Here is a 15,857-nt window from a genome sequence, read left to right as displayed (position 1 = left end):
TAATCAACTGTGATTGGTCGACCGCACTGTACATAGCATCAATCGCACATATCCCGGGACTACATTTTCAGTCACAGAATGAATACGAATATGTCTGGCTTCAACTGATGTATCAATTATTCGGTTTTTCGCAGGAGAAGAATTCAATTGGTCACATAGTAAAATTGAAGCTTCCCGGTCGGCATAACAGCCCCGCATATGTAAAAGAGCACAACGGAACTTTCCTGCGCCTGATTACTGATCGTTCACTGGATACTGGTGTTGCTTCGTTCGAAATCAGAAACCCTCGGACACAACCCGAACCGTTTGTCCCAAAACGCCTTGTGTATGCATACGGTTCGTGGCGCGAGAAGGACGGCTCACTTGTGTTGTTCTCTCGCGATTACAAGCCTCTTTGGCGTGTGCGAAAAAACAAGCACCCTGAACGTGTTTCCCCATGGCTATGGATAGACTTTGTCGAGCAAGAGCATTTCTGGGGCGACGAAAACTGCCCATGGGATTCGAAGAAAAGGCAACTTGAAGAGAATCAACGACTGCACTGCTATGGGGTCAAAGGTTTGCCAATGCTATCTGACGTATTACCGTACGCCCTAAGTTCACAAGCAACTCCAAGAATTGATGAACTGATAAAAATGCTCGCAGCTGAAAGAAGAGTTGCTTTAGCAGACACCATTGTTGGCCCCTTTAAGCCGGAAAGCATTAACTAAAGTTACTGTTTTGGCCCGCTTATCAGAAATCAGCAGGAAAAAAGGGCAGCCAATGGCTACCCTTCGCATTTCGATATGTTCGTACGGCTTAGCTATCAAACCCAAGGTTCGGGACCGCAACGCCGTTGGCACGGCAGGCGGAAATCAGGGTGTTGTTCAGCAAACAAGCAATGGTCATCGGCCCGACACCCCCCGGAACCGGGGTGATGGCACCAGCGACCTTGGATGCGGTTGAATACTCAACATCGCCGACCAGCTTCATTTTGCCCTCAGTCCCTTCTACGCGGTTGATGCCAACATCAATCACGGTCGCACCCGGAGCAATCCAGTCACCCTTGATCATTTCCGGTCGGCCGACTGCAGCAACGACGATGTCGGCACGGCGGACTTCGTCGGGCAAGTCACGGGTACGCGAATGCGCAATGGTGACCGTGCAGCTTTCCTTCAGCAGAAGCTGCGCCATCGGCTTGCCAACGATGTTCGAACGGCCAACCACAACAGCGCGTTTGCCCGACAGATCACCAAGGGTGTCCTTAAGCAGCATCAGGCAGCCATAAGGCGTGCAGGGTGCAAATCCCTCGCCACCGGTTGCCAGTGCGCCGGCATTAACCACGTGGAAGCCATCAACATCCTTGGCCGGATCAATGGCGGCCAGAATGGCTTGCTCGTTAATATGTTTGGGGACTGGCAGCTGGCAGAGAATGCCATGGACATTTTCATCTGCATTGAGCTTGGCGATCAGCGCCAGAAGGTCTGCTTCGCTGGTGTCAGCGGACAGTTTGTGTTCGTAGGAATTCATGCCGCATTCAAGGGTCTGTTTGCCCTTGTTGCGCACATAGACCTGACTTGCCGGATCTTCACCCACCAAAATCACGGCGAGGCCCGGAGTAACGCCGTGGTCAGCTTTCAGCTTGGAAACTTCTGCGGTGATGTCTTCGCGCAGTTTGGCTGCGAATGCCTTGCCGTCGATGATTTTTGCGTCACTCATGTGTCTGTCCGCCCGCTAAGTTGGGATATTTGCGCCATCAGCTCTTCGGGATTTCCATCTATCAGCAGCGTTTTGTTGCGATCAGTCTGCCCGGAAGCAATTCTGACCGAGGATTTAGGACATTTGGCCGCTTTTGCCAAAAGTTTTATCAGGACCTGATTGGCTTTGCCGTTTTCCGGCACTGCGGTCACAGAAACCCTGAGCTGCATTTGCCCGTTGGCATTGGCCACAACATCACCAATCGCGTTGCGTGATGCCTTTGGCGTTAACCTGACGAACAGACAAATCCCTGCCTGATCAGAACGTATCACGCATGCAGGACCCGACATTGTCTAAATGAGACAATTCAAAGGACGATATGAGACATCAAAAGCCGACAAGCGCCATACGAACATCGGTCTGGATCAGCGTGTTGGCAAACTGCAGAACCAAAATCAGAATGATCGGCGAAATATCGATCCCGCCCAGATCAGGCATGATCCGCCGGATCGGGCGCAGGGCCGGTTCGGTGACACGATACAGGAAATCACCAACCATATAGACGAATTGGTTGCTGGTATTGATCACGTTGAACGCCACAAGCCATGACAGGACTGCAGATGCAATCAGCATGAAAATGTAGATACCAACTACAGTGTCAATAAGCCAAAAAATCGCCAGCATCGCCGCTCCTTACGATCGCCGGGCAGATATGCAATCGATGCCCGGTAAGATGTTTGCACGCTGCAAAACCTAGTCGGCAATGGCGCTCAACGCAAGCGCAGAGCGTTGATTTTGCCGCGAACTGCCCCAAGTTTTCCCGACTTTGTGATCCCTGTCACCCTTGGTTTATCAACGAACGTTCATTTCCCCCTGCCAGAAACTGTCAGGAGATGTCAGTCACCCGTTGATTACCGGTTGCAGCCATCCGCCCGACACGCCAAAAATGAAGCCCACCATTCAAGGAGCACGTCAGCATGAACCATCACGATCACCCGCGCTGTGGCTGGGCCAATGTCCATTCCGAGAAGCAATTCTATGTCGATTATCACGACGAAGAATGGGGTGTTGCGGTTCATGACGACCGGCATTTCTTTGAAATGCTGATCCTTGAAGGTGCGCAGGCTGGTTTAAGCTGGCTGACCATCTTGGCCCGTCGAGACACCTATCGCGCGGCCTATGACAATTTTGATGTCGAAAAGATCGCGCAATATGATGATGCCAAACAGCAGGCCCTGATGAATGATCCCGGCATTGTGCGCAACAAGCTCAAGGTCGCGGCAAGTGTCGCCAACGCCAAGGCGTTTATTGCCATCCAAAAGGAATTTGGAAGCTTTGATGCCTATATCTGGCAGTTCGTCGGTGGCAAGCCCGTGATCAATCACTGGAAAGCCATGTCTGACGTCCCGGTCTCGACCGAGCTTAGCGACAAGATTTCCAAGGATCTTAAAAAACGCGGCATGAAGTTCGTTGGCACCACCATCATCTATTCGTTCCTGCAGGCCACCGGCATCGTGATGGACCACACCACCGATTGCTTCCGTTACCAAGAACTTGCCAAGTAACCATCTGTTCGGATCGGCCAAGGCCTGCTATAGCCTTGGTATGACAACGGTTATGCACATCATCAATGAACTGGATGCCGGGGGCGCAGAGCGTGTCCTGACCCGGATCGCTTGCCATAACGCCAAAAGCAGCGATCCGAAAGCACCAAGACAAATCGTCGTTTCATTGATGAATGAAGGTGTTTATGGCGCCGACCTGATTGCGGCGGGTGTCGAGCTTCATTGTCTGGGCATGACATCGGGTGTCCGCGATCTTCCCAGGGCTATCATCAAGCTTGCACACCTGATGCGTCGCACCAAACCAGATGCCATCATGTCCTGGCTTTACCATTCAGATTTCATCGCAACCCTTGCGGCAAAGCTGTCTGGGCGCGGCACCAAGCGGCTCGCCTGGAACATTCGTTGTGCGGAAATGGATTTGTCGCTTTATGGCAAATCGACACGCATTGTCTTGAAGCTTTTGGCGAAGCTTTCCGGGCAACCTGCCCTGGTCGCGGCCAATTCACATGCCGGACAACGTCACCACATCAAGTGTGGGTATCGACCAAAGAAATGGGCTTTTCTTCCAAACGGATTTGATACCGAAGAATGGCAACCAGACCCGGATGCCAAAGCACGCCTTTGCACGGAACTGGGCATTTCCCCAAACACCTCATTGATCGGGATGGTCGCACGCAAAGACCCGGCGAAGGATCACGCAACCTTGTTTGCGGCAATGCAGTTGGTTCGTGAAAAAGGGCTGGATGCGCATCTGGTCCTAATCGGTCATGAAACGGGTGAACTTGATGTTCCGGACAACCTGAAACCGCATGTTTCTGCACTCGGCCTACGGCGCGATGTTGCAAAACTGGTTCCGGCGTTTGATATCGCCGTTTTGGCGTCAAGCTTTGGCGAAGGCTTTCCCAATGTCATTGGCGAAGCCATGGCATGCGGTGTTCCGGCCATTGGAAATGATGTCGGCGACGTGGCGGAAATCTTGGGCGGCACCGGGAAAACTGTTCCCCTCAAAACACCGGGTGATTTGGCCGACGCAATTGCAGAACTTCTGTCAGAAGACGCGGATGCCAAGACCTATCGCAAGACAGCAGCGCGCAAACGCATCATTGATCATTACAGTCTAAACGCCATGAACGATCGATATCTGGCCGTTTGGGACGGTCTAGCGGGAAACCGCGAATTACCGAATTCCGACTTCCCGAAATAAGTTCGAATATCAAACTGGCTTGCTCGAACCGCGCAGTAAAAGGCTGGTTTCAAGCGTGATGGTTTTGCCCGTCGTGTCGGAAAGGGCGAGTTCGGCGGCAAGGCGGCCTTTTTCGACAAAATCCTGATACATGGTGGTCAGTGGCGGGTCGGTGCGTTCACCCGCCTGGATGCCGTCAATGCCGATGATTTTCAGGTCTTCGGGAACTTTGCGCCCAACAGCACGTGCTGCATCGATCGCCCCGATGGCAATCACGTCTGACATCGCAAGAATACCGTCAATTTCCGGATGGGTGGTGAGCATTTCGGCGGTCAGCTTCGCACTGTGTTCGGACTGGTTGTCGCATTCGATATGAATGACATCGTCCGCATTGATGCCCGCGGTCTTAAGAACTTCGTGATAACCCGCCATGCGTTCTCGTACCACCCGGTGGCTGGCAGCCCCCAGTCGGTTCGAGCTCATTGGTCCGAAATGGTCATGTTCGGTTGCCTGAAGTGACAGGATGGCGAATTTCTTGGCACCGCACTCAAGCAAATGCTGCGCAGCATTTCGTCCGGCGCCAAAGTCGTCCAGCACCACCGTTCCCGCCGCACCAGCAATATCGGTATCGATGCTGATCAGCGGTTGGTTGCGACGCTGAATGGCGGCGATGATGTCGTTATTATCGGAATAGCAATGCACCAAAAAGGCATCAACGGCTGCATTGTTAACCGCCGCAATCGCCTGTTCTGGGTTTTCCGCAGAGATAATCATGACATTGACGCCATGATGGGCACATTCACGGCCAATACCGCGCAGCAATTCGATCGCCACCGGATCGGTGAAGGCATATTCAAGATTATCGGGAAACACCACGCCAAGCGCACCCGCCTTGCCGGTGCGCAGCATGCGTGCCATCACATGCGGCCCGCGATAACCAAGTTCCTTGGCGGCTTCGAAAATGCGTTCACGAACTTCCGGGCGCACCAGATCGGGCTTACCAAAGGCGTTTGACGCTGTCCCTTGCGAAACCCCGGCCGCCTTGGCGACATCCAGAAGTTTTACGCGCTTTGCCATGCGTTCCCTATCCCTGAACCCGTGTGTGTCACAGTGCTATTGATTTGAATTGGCTACACTATAGCCAAAAGCAGCCTACCTCTACCAGAAGTCAATGGCTGGTGCGCTATCTTGATTCCGGACAGGTATATCGGAAGGTGAGATTAATGCGTGGGCCTACCTGCTTGGCGGTTTTGGGCAATTGATGCACCCAGCAATGTTGCGTCGCGCCCGACATGATCAGGGCCGAGTTATGGGGCAAATCAACACTGATCCGATCGCCTGATTTCTTGTGCCGGAAATGGAAGCGGCGTTCTTCGCCAAAGGTCAGGCTGGCGATCGTCGGGTTATCACCCAGAACTTCTTCGTCATCGGCATGCCAGGAAACACTATCACGCCCATCCCGATATTGATTGAGAAGAACCGTGTTAAAGGACGCGCCCGATAAATCTTCCGCCAGCTTGCGCAAGGGCGCAACGACGGACGGAAACGGGCTTGCCGGGTGATAGACCCCACTATAGCGATAGGCGACTTCGCCATACCACGCGGTCAGGCGGGGTACCGGAATTTCCTTGCCATGGATTTTGGCAATTTCCTGCTGCCAGACGATGCCACTTTTAAGACGGATAAAGGTCCTGTCCGCAGCATCATGATCCATGATGTCACGCAGCAACAACACTTCGCCGTCAAACGGCAGAAGGTTGCGTGGTGGTTCATTGGCAAACAGATCGCCGGTCATGATTTTCCCCGGAAGTCATCCTGCCACAGACCTAGGCCGAAAGACCGGGAAACTCAAGCCACAGTTCGCTGATATATATGTTTTTGCAAAAGCTTCGATCGATATGCGTTAGCCATTCACAAGCGTCACACCCGCATCATTGGCGTAACGTTCGACATCCTCAACGCTCAACCCCGCCGCGCTATAGAGATTGATGGTTTCAAGCTCCAGATCGGTTTCGGCATCTGCCAATGATTGCAGCGACCCGGTCAGGCTACGTTGGGAATCAAGCACATCCAAAAAGTCCGAAAGCCCCTGCACATATCGGACGCGCGATTGTTCAAATGCATCACTGTGATACTGAACCGATGCGATCAACGAATCCCTTTGTTGCATCGCGCCGACATAGCCATAAATCGCGCTTTCGACTTCCTCAATCGCGTTCAAAAGCGTCTGGCGATAGGTCAAAAAGGCCTGTTCGGCTTCTTCTTCGGCCACGGTGATGTTGGCACGCCGTTCACCACCGTCATAAATCGTTCCTTCGATCAACGCCCCAATGGCGGCCATCGCGGTTCGAATGATCGGGCCTGTACCAAAACCGGTCACGCCCAATGCCAAGGACCCACTTAAGGTCAGTTCCGGATAAAGCGTTGCGGTTTCCACACCGATTTGCGAGGTCGCGGAAATCAATGCCAGTTCAGCCGCACGAACATCCGGTCGACGGCGCAAAAGATCGGCTGGAATGCCAATTGGTGGGCTGCTTTGGAATTCCGGAAGTGGCGAAACATCAAGCAACAAATCACGATGTTGTCCCGGCTGGGCCCCAACCAGGATCGAGATCGCGTTGATCGACCGATCAATGCTGGTTTGAAGGGTTGGAACCGTAGCTTCAAGATCGGCGACCTCAGCCCGGGCACGCGACAGATCAAGCTCCGAGCCAAGCCCGGTTTGCAAACGTACCTGCACGATGTTGCTGGTTTGACGTTGCAGATCAAGCGAGTCTTGCAAAAGCCCCAGGCGTTTTTGCGCCCCGCGAAGCTCGATATAGTTGGTGATGATGTCAGCAATCATCGTGCGATAGACATCTTCGCGCAGATAGACCTGCTCAAGATAATCTGCGGTCGCAACTTCTTCTTCGCGGCTTTGTCCGCCCCAGATATCCGGGCTCCAAGACAAATCAAGCCCCGCCCCATAACCAAGATCATCAACCCGACTACCACTGGCCCGGCTTGAGGTACTGCGTTCTGCCGATCCATCAACAGATGCATCAATCGTCGGGCCATTGGCGGCCTCAACTCCGCGCGCGGTTGCGGCTGCGGCACGAATGCGGCTAATCGCGATCTTAAGATCAAGGTTATTGGCAACACCTTCATCGATCAGGGATTTCAAAACCGGATCGGTGCTGCTTTCCCACCAGCGACCTTGTTGGGTCTGCGATGCCGCAATGATCGGAATATCGGGTGTATAAGCCCCGACCAGATCAAATTTAGGTGCTGTATAGTCCGGCCCAACCGACTGGCACCCGGCAAGGGCAGTTAGCAAAGCCAGGCCCGAAATTGCGAAAAGACGATGGTTTCTCATGTTATTTCGCACTTCCTTCAATAGTACCTGTCGTCGGACCATGAATGATTTCTTCGGGCAGTTCACCAGTATCAGGGATGTCTTCTGCCGCGCGAAGCTGGGTTTGTAGTTTCAACCCACCATCCGCACGGGCTGACACCAGTGGTGCCAGAAGCAAATAAAGAACCGGTGTGAGAAACAGTGTAAAGACCGTGGCAAAGCCAAGACCACCAAACACGACCCAACCAATTGCCGCACGGGCTTCGGCCCCGGCACCAGATCCAAGCACAAGCGGCAAGCCGCCCAGTACGGTCGAAATCATCGTCATCATGATCGGCCGCAAACGTACCATGGCGGCATCATGCACGGCTTCGCGAACAGATTTTCCGGCATCACGTAGCTGATCGGCAAACTCGACCACCAAAATACCGTTCTTGGCCATCAGCCCCACCAACATCACAAGCCCGATCTGGCTGTAGATGTTGATCGATGTTCCACTCAAGCTCAGCGCAAAGATCGCCGCTGCCAGACCAAACGGCACAGTTAGGACCACCACCAGTGCTGACATGAAGCTTTCGAACTGTGCAGCCAGAACCAGCAACACAACCAGAACCGCAATCAGGAAGGTGATCTGGACATCGTTTGATGTTTCACCAAGGGCGGCCGCATCGCCAAGGAACAGAACCCCGATTCCCGGCGGCAGAACCTTATCGGCCACTTCGTTCACATCACGCACCGCATCATCAAGGGTATAGCCCGGTGCAAGGTTGCCCGAAATCGTCACGGCACGTTGTTGGCCTTCGCGTTCAAGCTCGGACGCGACTGCTTCTTCGCTTAGCGTGATCACCGAAGACAATGGCAAAATGCGACCATCTGTACCACTGACAAACAGGTTCTCCAGATCGGCCGGATCATTAATCGCACCCACCGCGCTGCGTATCTTGATCGGTACATTCTGATCATCGACATTGATGTCGGCGACTTCGTATCCCTCGATCATGGCGCGCAGGGTGTTATCAAGCTCATCAATCTCGATACCCAAATCAAAGGCACGCTTGCGATCAATATTGACCAGAAGCTGCGGCTGGGTTGTCTGATAAGACACCCGAAGCCCCGTCAGATTGGGATAGTTTGCTTCGATTTCTTGCTGCATGGCGCGCGCATTGGCCGCCAAGTTGCGATAGTTCGTACCGGTCAGGGCAAACTGCAAACCTTCGCCCGTACCACCACGTAATCCCAAACTGTTGGGCTGCCAGACAAAGGCCTGAACACCGGGCAATGCATTGAGCTTCCCGCGAATGCTGTTGGTGATTTCCTGCTGACCGCGATCTCGTTCATTCCATGGCACCAGTGGTGCAATCACGAGCGCGCGGTTCGGGTCCCAAAGGCCAACAATGGTGTAGATGTTATAGGCGTCACCTGCCTCGACAATCGGACGCAGAATGTTTTCAACCGCCTCCACTTGACGATCCATGTAATCGATGCCGACGCCATCCGGACCACGCAGGGAAACAAGGATACGACCACGATCTTCTTCAGGCAGGAGTTCCTTGGTCACTGCGTTATAGGCACCAAATGCCACGCCGCCCGCAACGATACAAATCATCAGGGTCACGACCGGATTACGCAAAACCCATTCAAGGATCTGACGGTAAATTCCGGCAAAGAAGAAACCGACCCGTTCCAGCATATTTGGCTTGGCATTCGGATCGCCTTCATGCGGATCAATATGTTTCAGGCGCGATGCCAACATCGGACAAAGTGACAGCGCAACAAATGACGACACCGCGACCGAAAACGCCAGAACAAAGCCAAATTCACGGAACAAACGCCCGGCCGTGCTGGGCAGGAAGGAAATCGGCACGAACACCGAAATCAGGGTCAGCGTCGTTGCAATAACCGCAAAGAAAACCTGCCTGGTGCCAAGGACGGCTGCGGCCATGGAACCAAGGCCTTGATGACGACGACGCTGAATGTTCTCAAGAACGACAATCGCATCATCAACGATCATCCCGGTCGCCAGAACCAGCGCCAGCAAGGTCAGGATATTGATCGAAAAGCCCATTGCCCAAACCGCCGCCACGGTCCCGATCAAGGCAATCGGAATGGTCACGGTCGGGATCAATGTTGCGGTAAGCGAACGCAGGAAAAGGTAAAGCACGCCAATCACGATAATGATCGCCAAGCCAAGGCTAAAGATCACCTCCCACAGCGCACCTTCGATAAACACCGCATCATCAGAGTTCACGAACACATTGATGTCGTCATATTGACTGTTCAGCCGTTCGACGACAGCACGCACACCATTGGAAATCGCAATCGTGTTCGATTGTGCCTGACGCACGATGCCAAGACCAATCACCGCACGCCCATCAAGGCGCACATAAGATGTTGCATCATCCGGGCCGTAATAGATGTCAGCAACATCGCCCAGAAGGATCGCATCGCGCACCAGCATTTGGTTAAGTTTCTCAACTTCCCAAACGGATGCGTCTGCACGGACAAAAAGCTTCTGATCAGATGATTCAAAACTGCCGGCCGGGATATCAAACTGCGCTGTGCTCAGAACATCAGCAATGTCTTGAACCGATAGGCCATAGCTTGCAATACGCAGCGGATCGATGCGCACATGCAGGACCTTTTCACGGTCTCCATTCACCGAAACTTCGGCAACACCTGGCACCGCAAGCAGTGCCGGGCTGATCTGATCTTCAACGATATTGGCAAGTTCTTCTTCGGTCAGGCGGTTGCTGACCACTGCCATACGCATGATCGGGCTGGCATCGGCATCGGCCTTGACGACACGGACATCTTCGACCGCATCCGGAAGGCTGCGGGATGCCCGACTGACGGCTTCGCGGATGTCGCTGGCAGCATCATTGATTTCAACGTCGGGATAAAATTCGATACGAACGCGGGCATTGCCCTCTTCGCTTTGGGAATTGATGCTTTTGACACCACTTACCCGTGATGCGGCACCTTCAAGGACCGAGGTTACCTCGGCATCGACCGTTTCGGGGGATGCGCCGCTATAGTCCGCGGTAATTGTGACCGTCGGGCGGTCCACGTTTGGCAGTTCGCGGATTTCGACGCCCAGCATGGCCGCAAGACCGGCCAGTATGATCAAAAGGGCAACAACGCAGACCAGAACTGGTCGACGGATACTTAGTGACGCCAGATCATTATGGTTCTGGTTACCCGCACCTTCGGTCATGATCAGGACCCCTCACCCGATCCATCGCGGGTGGCAACGCCTGTTTCATCGCTGCCACGGATGGTCGCGGCAACAGTGCGGCCCGGACGCAAACGAAGAACACCTTCGACGACAATCAGATCACCCTTGGCGATGTCACCATCAAGCAGGATGCGCCCATTGGTACGCTTTACAATGCGCACAGGAACACGCGATACCTTTTCATCCTCAATGCGCCAGATATATGTCCCTCCATCGCCCCAAAGAACAGAGATTTCAGCGACTGACGGATATTGCTTGCCTTCGATATCGACATAAACCGCAAAGGACATACCGGCCAGAAGGCGGCTATTGGGGTTGGGCACGCGTGCGCGAACACTAAATGTCCGGCTATCAGGATCAATGCGGCTGGCAATGGATTCAACCACACCGGTGAAAGTTTCACCGGGCAGGCTCCAGGTTTCAACACGCACCGACTGACCCGCGCGCACATTGTCAAACCGGGTTTCAGCTACTTCGAAATCGACCAGAATGCTTTCGATATTATCAAGCGTGACCAGAACCGTTGAACTGTCGACGCGATCGCCGGGTTCGATCTGCGGAATACCGACAATCCCGTCAAACGGCGCCAAAATGGTGCGATCGGCAAGATCAACTTCGGCCTGATCAAGGGCAATGCGTGCTTCGGCCAATGCCGTGCGTGCACTATCGACCTCGCTTTCTGCAACAGCGCCCAAGGGGCGTGCCTGTTCATAGCGGGCAAGAAGTTGCTGCGCATCCTTTGCCTGAACCGCGGCAAGATCGCGTGCAAGACGTTCACGTTCGGAATTCAGGATCACCAGAACCTGACCCTTGGCAACCTTGTCACCGGCGCGCACCAAAACATCTGCCACTTCGCCAGAGACCGCCGGATAAATTGATACCCCAAGGGCTGATTTGCCGGTACCGACCGATTCAACCACGGTCTTTTCATCCATCAGGCTGGCATATTCGGCAATCACCGGAAGGCTGCGGTCACCGCCATTGCCACCACTACCACGTTGTTGCGCCTGTTGCGGTTGCGCATCAGGCGACACAAGTGCCGTGATTTCGTCTTTGGCAAAAATATAGGCAGATGCAGCAACTGCGATGAGTGCGACACCTGCGATCAGAAGCGTTGATTTACGCGCCATCGCATTGATACTTCCAAGTCGGGCAAATCACCTGATCCGCCCCAAAGAGCCCTGTTCCCGCGTAGGGAAAGTTTCCGTATTTCAGTTCATTACGCCAATTGGGCGTTTATTCTTATTCGAAACACTAATTGGCAAAACGATATTGCAAGCACGCGGTCAGAACCACACAAAAAGTGTATCAGAAACGTCGCAATTTGTATCCTAACACCCCATAAACCCAGCATTTTGCAAAGTATATCGGGTGATACAGGTTTGGAACGAAACGGGCCTGCACACCAGATACGGCATGCAGGCCCGATTTGTTCAGTCTGTGACGTGGAAAATCAGGGCCGCCCGTCAGGCAGCACCCAAAAATTCCCGCTGCGGGAAAGCGACAAGATTACCTTCGTGCCACTCCTGATCATCTTCATTGTGATCCATGGCGTAATCATCTTGATCGCTTTGATCATCATCACCCGCAGCAGAGGCAACTGCGCGATCAAGTGATGCCGTCAGTTCGGTCACATTGCGTTCGACTTCATCTGCGCGGCGGTTTAGATCAAGGCTAAGCTTCCGGGTGACTTCGATGTCGTTGGAAACTTCGCCAATTGCCGAACCCACATTGCGCACGGCATCCCCGGCAAGGGAAATGGCACCGGTGATTTCCTCGGTCTCGCGACGTTGATGTTCAACGTCACCTGCGACCTCATCAGAAATCGACATCATCGAACGCACCGTCACACCAACTTCTTCCATCGAGGCGACGCAACGATCGGTTACCGCCCCCATCGCATTGACATGTTCAGTGATCTGCTCGGTCGCGCGTTCAGTCTGACCGGCAAGGTTTTTGACCTCGGCGGCAACCACGGCAAAGCCTTTGCCAGCTTCGCCCGCACGGGCTGCTTCGATGGTGGCATTCAGGGCCAGAAGGTTCGTCTGACCGGCAATACCACGGATCAGATCAACGATCTGTTCGATGCTGGTTGCCACTTCGCGAAGGTCATCGACCGCCCTGGCCGACTGCGCAGTTGACCCAACAGCGTTCTGGGCAATTTCGCGCTGATGCTCAACCCGGTTGGCGATCGATCCAATCGCCTGGGTCAGGCGCACGGCCGCATCACCAATCGCATTGGAATGCGACTGGCTGTCATGGGCTGCACCCGTCGCGGCCTGGGTTTGGATGGTGACACGCTCGGCCGCAGCAGCAACCTCGGTGACGGCTTCACGCATGCGGGTGACCTGATGGCTGACCGATTTAACAAGACCGGTGGTCTCGCCTTCGATCGTGTCGGCCATCGCACCAAGTGATGCGCGGCGTTTTTCTTCTTCGATACGCTGAAGTGTAATGCGTTCTTCGGCCATCTGTTCGATCTTCAGCGCGTTTTCGCGGAAGATCGCAACCGTACGGGCCATCGCACCGAACTCGTCACGACGGTTAACATCGACAAGATCGATGTGGGTGTCATTTTCACTCAGGCGCGTCATTTCACCATTCACACGCTTAAGCGGACGCAAGATGCTCATGGCGATACCAAGGGCCAGTGCGATGGCAATCAAAACACCCACCGCAGCAACCACGATGTTGGTCATGGCAGATTTTTCCGAATCTGCATGGGCGGCATCGACCAACGCAATCTGGTTTGCCATTGCCTCAGCACGGATGTTTTGCGTGATGGTTTGTACTTCGCGCACAGCGGCCTTGAAGTCATCCATCGACTGACGGAACCCACCAATAGAAGATTGCAGCTGGTTTGCCCCCTGTTTCAGGAGGTCATTATCGCGCACTGCATAAGCAAACAGCTTCTTGTCATTGCGTGAAAGCTTACCAACTGCGGTTTTGATTTCTTCTTGCAGATCGGTCAGCGCAGAGGTCTGCGCACGTGCCGTATCAAGCGATTCCGGCGTGCGCAGGATTGAATATTGCAGGCTATTTACGATCGCTGCCAGATTGGCTTCGCCCAGCGGGTCAGCATATTTACCGGCAATCTCGGGATCGCGCTTGGCGATAAACTCTTCAAGCTTCGCCGCAGAACTTCCAAGCTGATTTGCACCAAGCAACATGGTGTCAGATGCAGCCGTCAGGTTTTCAGCACGCAGAACAAGTGGCTCAAGCGTTGCGATGTAATGCGCGCTAAGGCTTTCAAGTGCATCGGCGCGTTCAAGATCGCCTGCCGCACGAAGCGCTTCGACCAGTGTCTGGCCGCTTTGCTCGGCAGTTTCGCGAATGGTGGTGATGCCTTCGCGATCTTGCACATCAACGGTTTGGGCGAACAACAGGACCTGGTTCGACAGGCGTTCAAGTTTCAACGCATAGTCATTGGCCAGTCCGACAAGGCCGGTGCTTTTGGCAATGCGATCAGCATGCGCACCAAAGCCAAGAAGGTAGTTTGACGATAGCGCGCTCAAACCAACCAGAAGGACCACCAGGACAAAGAAACCGGCGAAAATGCGCGATCCAATGCGAATACGGTCAAGAAACATCGAATTTCCAAACATAAAGTGGGACGTTTGGCGCGATCCTTACAATGTCTGGGCTGTTAGTTTTGTAACACTTAGATGAAATCAGGATTCATCCAGCAATTCACGCTCATGACGATGAATTTCGCAGCGCACAACAACACAAAACAACATAATTAGTGTTCATATGAACATCACCCTATACGAGTATAGGTGTAAGTTATGCTTTTAGAAATTCTGTAAATAACGGTTTAAGCCGTTCAATGCCGCGACTCGCTAATATTTCTGATGGAATGCGTTTCCGGCTTTGGCCCGATGATCCAAAAATGTCGCCATGACAATATTGTACAAGCCGGCTGATTTTTTGGCGCTATACTTGCGTTATGGAACAGGTTTCACGCAACAAACCAGCGCCCCGGCCAAACATCGTTATGCCCCGGCGCCCCCGCGAGATTGCCCGCCACTGGCGCGCAGCGCATGGGATTGATTTGTTTGAAGCCGACTACAAGGATTTCACGTTCCCCAAGCATAGCCATGACTATTACGCGTTTGGCACCATCCTGAACGGGGCGGAACAATTTATGACGCGGGGAACGAATTACGTCGCATCACGCGGACAGCTTTTGATGATGAACCCGATGCAGGTCCATGATGGTGGTCCGGCATCCGATGACGGCTATCAATACCAGATCATGTTCATCGCACCCGAGGTGTTTGGCGATCTTGTGCGCGAACTCTCACCAAGGGACCCTGGCCTGCCATTCTTTGGCAATTGCGTAGTCGATGACCCGGAACTGCATTTGCAGCTTCAGGGGTTGCATCGCATGTTCCGCCCTGAGCTTGGTGCGACGACCAGTCTTTTGGAACGCGACAGCCAGCTTCTTTACAGTGCCGCGCGCTTGGCCCTTCGTCACGCGGATGCCCCGCCATTTGTTTACAAACCGGGATCAGAAGACAAACGCGTTCAGGCGGTGATTGATTATATGGCGGCCCATCTGGACGAAAATATTGCGCTTGATGATCTGGCACAGCTCACGGGACTAAGCCGTTTTCATTTACTGCGCGTTTTCCGCGAAGCCACGGGACTGCCACCGCACACCTATTTCAACCATATGCGTTTGCGGCGCGCGAAACGGATGTTGTTTGATGGATCAAGCATTGCCGATGCGGCAGCTGCCACCGGCTTTGCTGATCAAAGCCATCTGAACCGGCATTTCAAGGCCATGTGGGGTGTCAGCCCCGGCGCATTTATCGCAAGCCTTGATCAAAAAACCTGATCGGATCCTTGGCACCTGCTGAT

General features: G+C 53.6%; 13 protein-coding genes. 4 read left to right on the top strand and 9 right to left on the bottom strand.

Translation table 11 applies throughout. From position 1 onward, the window contains the following. On the top strand, window positions 1-707 hold a 707-nt coding region (locus ACMZ66_RS19335), incomplete at its 5' end, for a hypothetical protein (protein ID WP_416939742.1). An 88-nt stretch (window positions 708-795) separates the two neighbouring features. Here the strand turns inward: ACMZ66_RS19335 and folD are convergent. Genes folD through ACMZ66_RS19320 form a run of 3 tightly spaced genes read right to left on the bottom strand, consistent with a single transcriptional unit; the run spans window position 796 to window position 2,358 of the window. Next, entirely contained in the window at window positions 796-1,695 is a 900-nt protein-coding gene (folD, locus tag ACMZ66_RS19330) for a bifunctional methylenetetrahydrofolate dehydrogenase/methenyltetrahydrofolate cyclohydrolase FolD (protein ID WP_416939740.1), read from the bottom strand. After that, window positions 1,692-2,024 carry a DUF167 family protein gene (locus ACMZ66_RS19325; RefSeq protein WP_416939738.1) on the bottom strand — a complete coding sequence of 111 codons (333 nt, stop codon included), beginning with the start codon at window positions 2,022-2,024 and terminating at the stop codon, window positions 1,692-1,694. Before ACMZ66_RS19325 ends, folD begins: the two co-directional genes overlap by 4 nt. Before the next feature lie 37 nt (window positions 2,025-2,061). Beyond that, complete coding sequence (locus ACMZ66_RS19320) at window positions 2,062-2,358, bottom strand: YggT family protein (RefSeq protein WP_416939736.1); 297 nt, start codon at window positions 2,356-2,358, stop codon at window positions 2,062-2,064. A 293-nt stretch (window positions 2,359-2,651) separates the two neighbouring features. Here ACMZ66_RS19320 and ACMZ66_RS19315 point away from each other — a divergent pair, with 293 nt between their 5' ends. Both ACMZ66_RS19315 and ACMZ66_RS19310 read left to right on the top strand, forming a co-directional pair. Continuing rightward, complete coding sequence (locus ACMZ66_RS19315) at window positions 2,652-3,239, top strand: DNA-3-methyladenine glycosylase I (protein WP_416939734.1); 588 nt, start codon at window positions 2,652-2,654, stop codon at window positions 3,237-3,239. Further along, a complete protein-coding gene (locus ACMZ66_RS19310) occupies window positions 3,229-4,443 on the top strand; it encodes a glycosyltransferase (protein WP_416939732.1) in 1,215 nt (404 codons plus the stop codon). The genes ACMZ66_RS19315 and ACMZ66_RS19310 overlap by 11 nt, the downstream gene beginning before the upstream one ends. 9 nt (window positions 4,444-4,452) lie before the next feature. On the opposite strand, the gene ACMZ66_RS19305 is transcribed toward ACMZ66_RS19310, so the two are convergent. The 6 genes from ACMZ66_RS19305 to ACMZ66_RS19280 all read right to left on the bottom strand — a co-directional run bounded on the left by ACMZ66_RS19305 (window position 4,453) and on the right by ACMZ66_RS19280 (window position 14,581). Further along, entirely contained in the window at window positions 4,453-5,499 is a 1,047-nt protein-coding gene (locus tag ACMZ66_RS19305) for a LacI family DNA-binding transcriptional regulator (protein ID WP_416939730.1), read from the bottom strand. A gap of 106 nt (window positions 5,500-5,605) precedes the next feature. After that, entirely contained in the window at window positions 5,606-6,217 is a 612-nt protein-coding gene (locus ACMZ66_RS19300; protein WP_416939729.1) for an alpha-ketoglutarate-dependent dioxygenase AlkB family protein, read from the bottom strand. A gap of 108 nt (window positions 6,218-6,325) precedes the next feature. Next, on the bottom strand, window positions 6,326-7,777 hold the full coding sequence (locus ACMZ66_RS19295; RefSeq protein WP_416939727.1) for an efflux transporter outer membrane subunit: 1,452 nt from the start codon (window positions 7,775-7,777) through the stop codon (window positions 6,326-6,328). Between the two features lies 1 nt (window position 7,778). After that, a complete protein-coding gene (locus ACMZ66_RS19290) occupies window positions 7,779-10,970 on the bottom strand; it encodes an efflux RND transporter permease subunit (RefSeq protein WP_416939725.1) in 3,192 nt (1,063 codons plus the stop codon). A 2-nt stretch (window positions 10,971-10,972) separates the two neighbouring features. After that, window positions 10,973-12,121: an efflux RND transporter periplasmic adaptor subunit gene (locus ACMZ66_RS19285; protein WP_416939723.1), complete on the bottom strand. Its 1,149-nt coding sequence runs from the start codon at window positions 12,119-12,121 to the stop codon at window positions 10,973-10,975. Between the two features lie 336 nt (window positions 12,122-12,457). Then, window positions 12,458-14,581: a methyl-accepting chemotaxis protein gene (locus ACMZ66_RS19280; RefSeq protein ID WP_416939721.1), complete on the bottom strand. Its 2,124-nt coding sequence runs from the start codon at window positions 14,579-14,581 to the stop codon at window positions 12,458-12,460. 407 nt (window positions 14,582-14,988) lie between these two features. On the opposite strand from ACMZ66_RS19280, the gene ACMZ66_RS19275 reads away from it, so the two are divergent. Beyond that, window positions 14,989-15,834: an AraC family ligand binding domain-containing protein gene (locus tag ACMZ66_RS19275; RefSeq protein ID WP_416939719.1), complete on the top strand. Its 846-nt coding sequence runs from the start codon at window positions 14,989-14,991 to the stop codon at window positions 15,832-15,834. Window positions 15,835-15,857: the final 23 nt, after the last annotated feature.

It is taken from the genome of Thalassospira sp., assembly GCF_048059015.1.
Lineage (GTDB): Bacteria > Pseudomonadota > Alphaproteobacteria > Rhodospirillales > Thalassospiraceae > Thalassospira.
Note: the sequence above shows the minus strand (reverse complement) of the source record. Positions and strands in the feature narration are given on the sequence as shown.

What these genes read in the sequence shown, in the direction of transcription:
- folD (WP_416939740.1), bottom strand. Translation starts at nt 1,695, where the DNA reads ATGAGTGACGCAAAAATCATCGACGGCAAGGCATTCGCAGCCAAACTG.
- ACMZ66_RS19325 (WP_416939738.1), bottom strand. Translation starts at nt 2,024, where the DNA reads ATGTCGGGTCCTGCATGCGTGATACGTTCTGATCAGGCAGGGATTTGT.
- ACMZ66_RS19320 (WP_416939736.1), bottom strand. Translation starts at nt 2,358, where the DNA reads ATGCTGGCGATTTTTTGGCTTATTGACACTGTAGTTGGTATCTACATT.
- ACMZ66_RS19315 (WP_416939734.1), top strand. Translation starts at nt 2,652, where the DNA reads ATGAACCATCACGATCACCCGCGCTGTGGCTGGGCCAATGTCCATTCC.
- ACMZ66_RS19305 (WP_416939730.1), bottom strand. Translation starts at nt 5,499, where the DNA reads ATGGCAAAGCGCGTAAAACTTCTGGATGTCGCCAAGGCGGCCGGGGTT.
- ACMZ66_RS19300 (WP_416939729.1), bottom strand. Translation starts at nt 6,217, where the DNA reads ATGACCGGCGATCTGTTTGCCAATGAACCACCACGCAACCTTCTGCCG.
- ACMZ66_RS19295 (WP_416939727.1), bottom strand. Translation starts at nt 7,777, where the DNA reads ATGAGAAACCATCGTCTTTTCGCAATTTCGGGCCTGGCTTTGCTAACT.
- ACMZ66_RS19290 (WP_416939725.1), bottom strand. Translation starts at nt 10,970, where the DNA reads ATGACCGAAGGTGCGGGTAACCAGAACCATAATGATCTGGCGTCACTA.
- ACMZ66_RS19285 (WP_416939723.1), bottom strand. Translation starts at nt 12,121, where the DNA reads ATGGCGCGTAAATCAACGCTTCTGATCGCAGGTGTCGCACTCATCGCA.
- ACMZ66_RS19280 (WP_416939721.1), bottom strand. Translation starts at nt 14,581, where the DNA reads ATGTTTCTTGACCGTATTCGCATTGGATCGCGCATTTTCGCCGGTTTC.
- ACMZ66_RS19275 (WP_416939719.1), top strand. Translation starts at nt 14,989, where the DNA reads ATGCCCCGGCGCCCCCGCGAGATTGCCCGCCACTGGCGCGCAGCGCAT.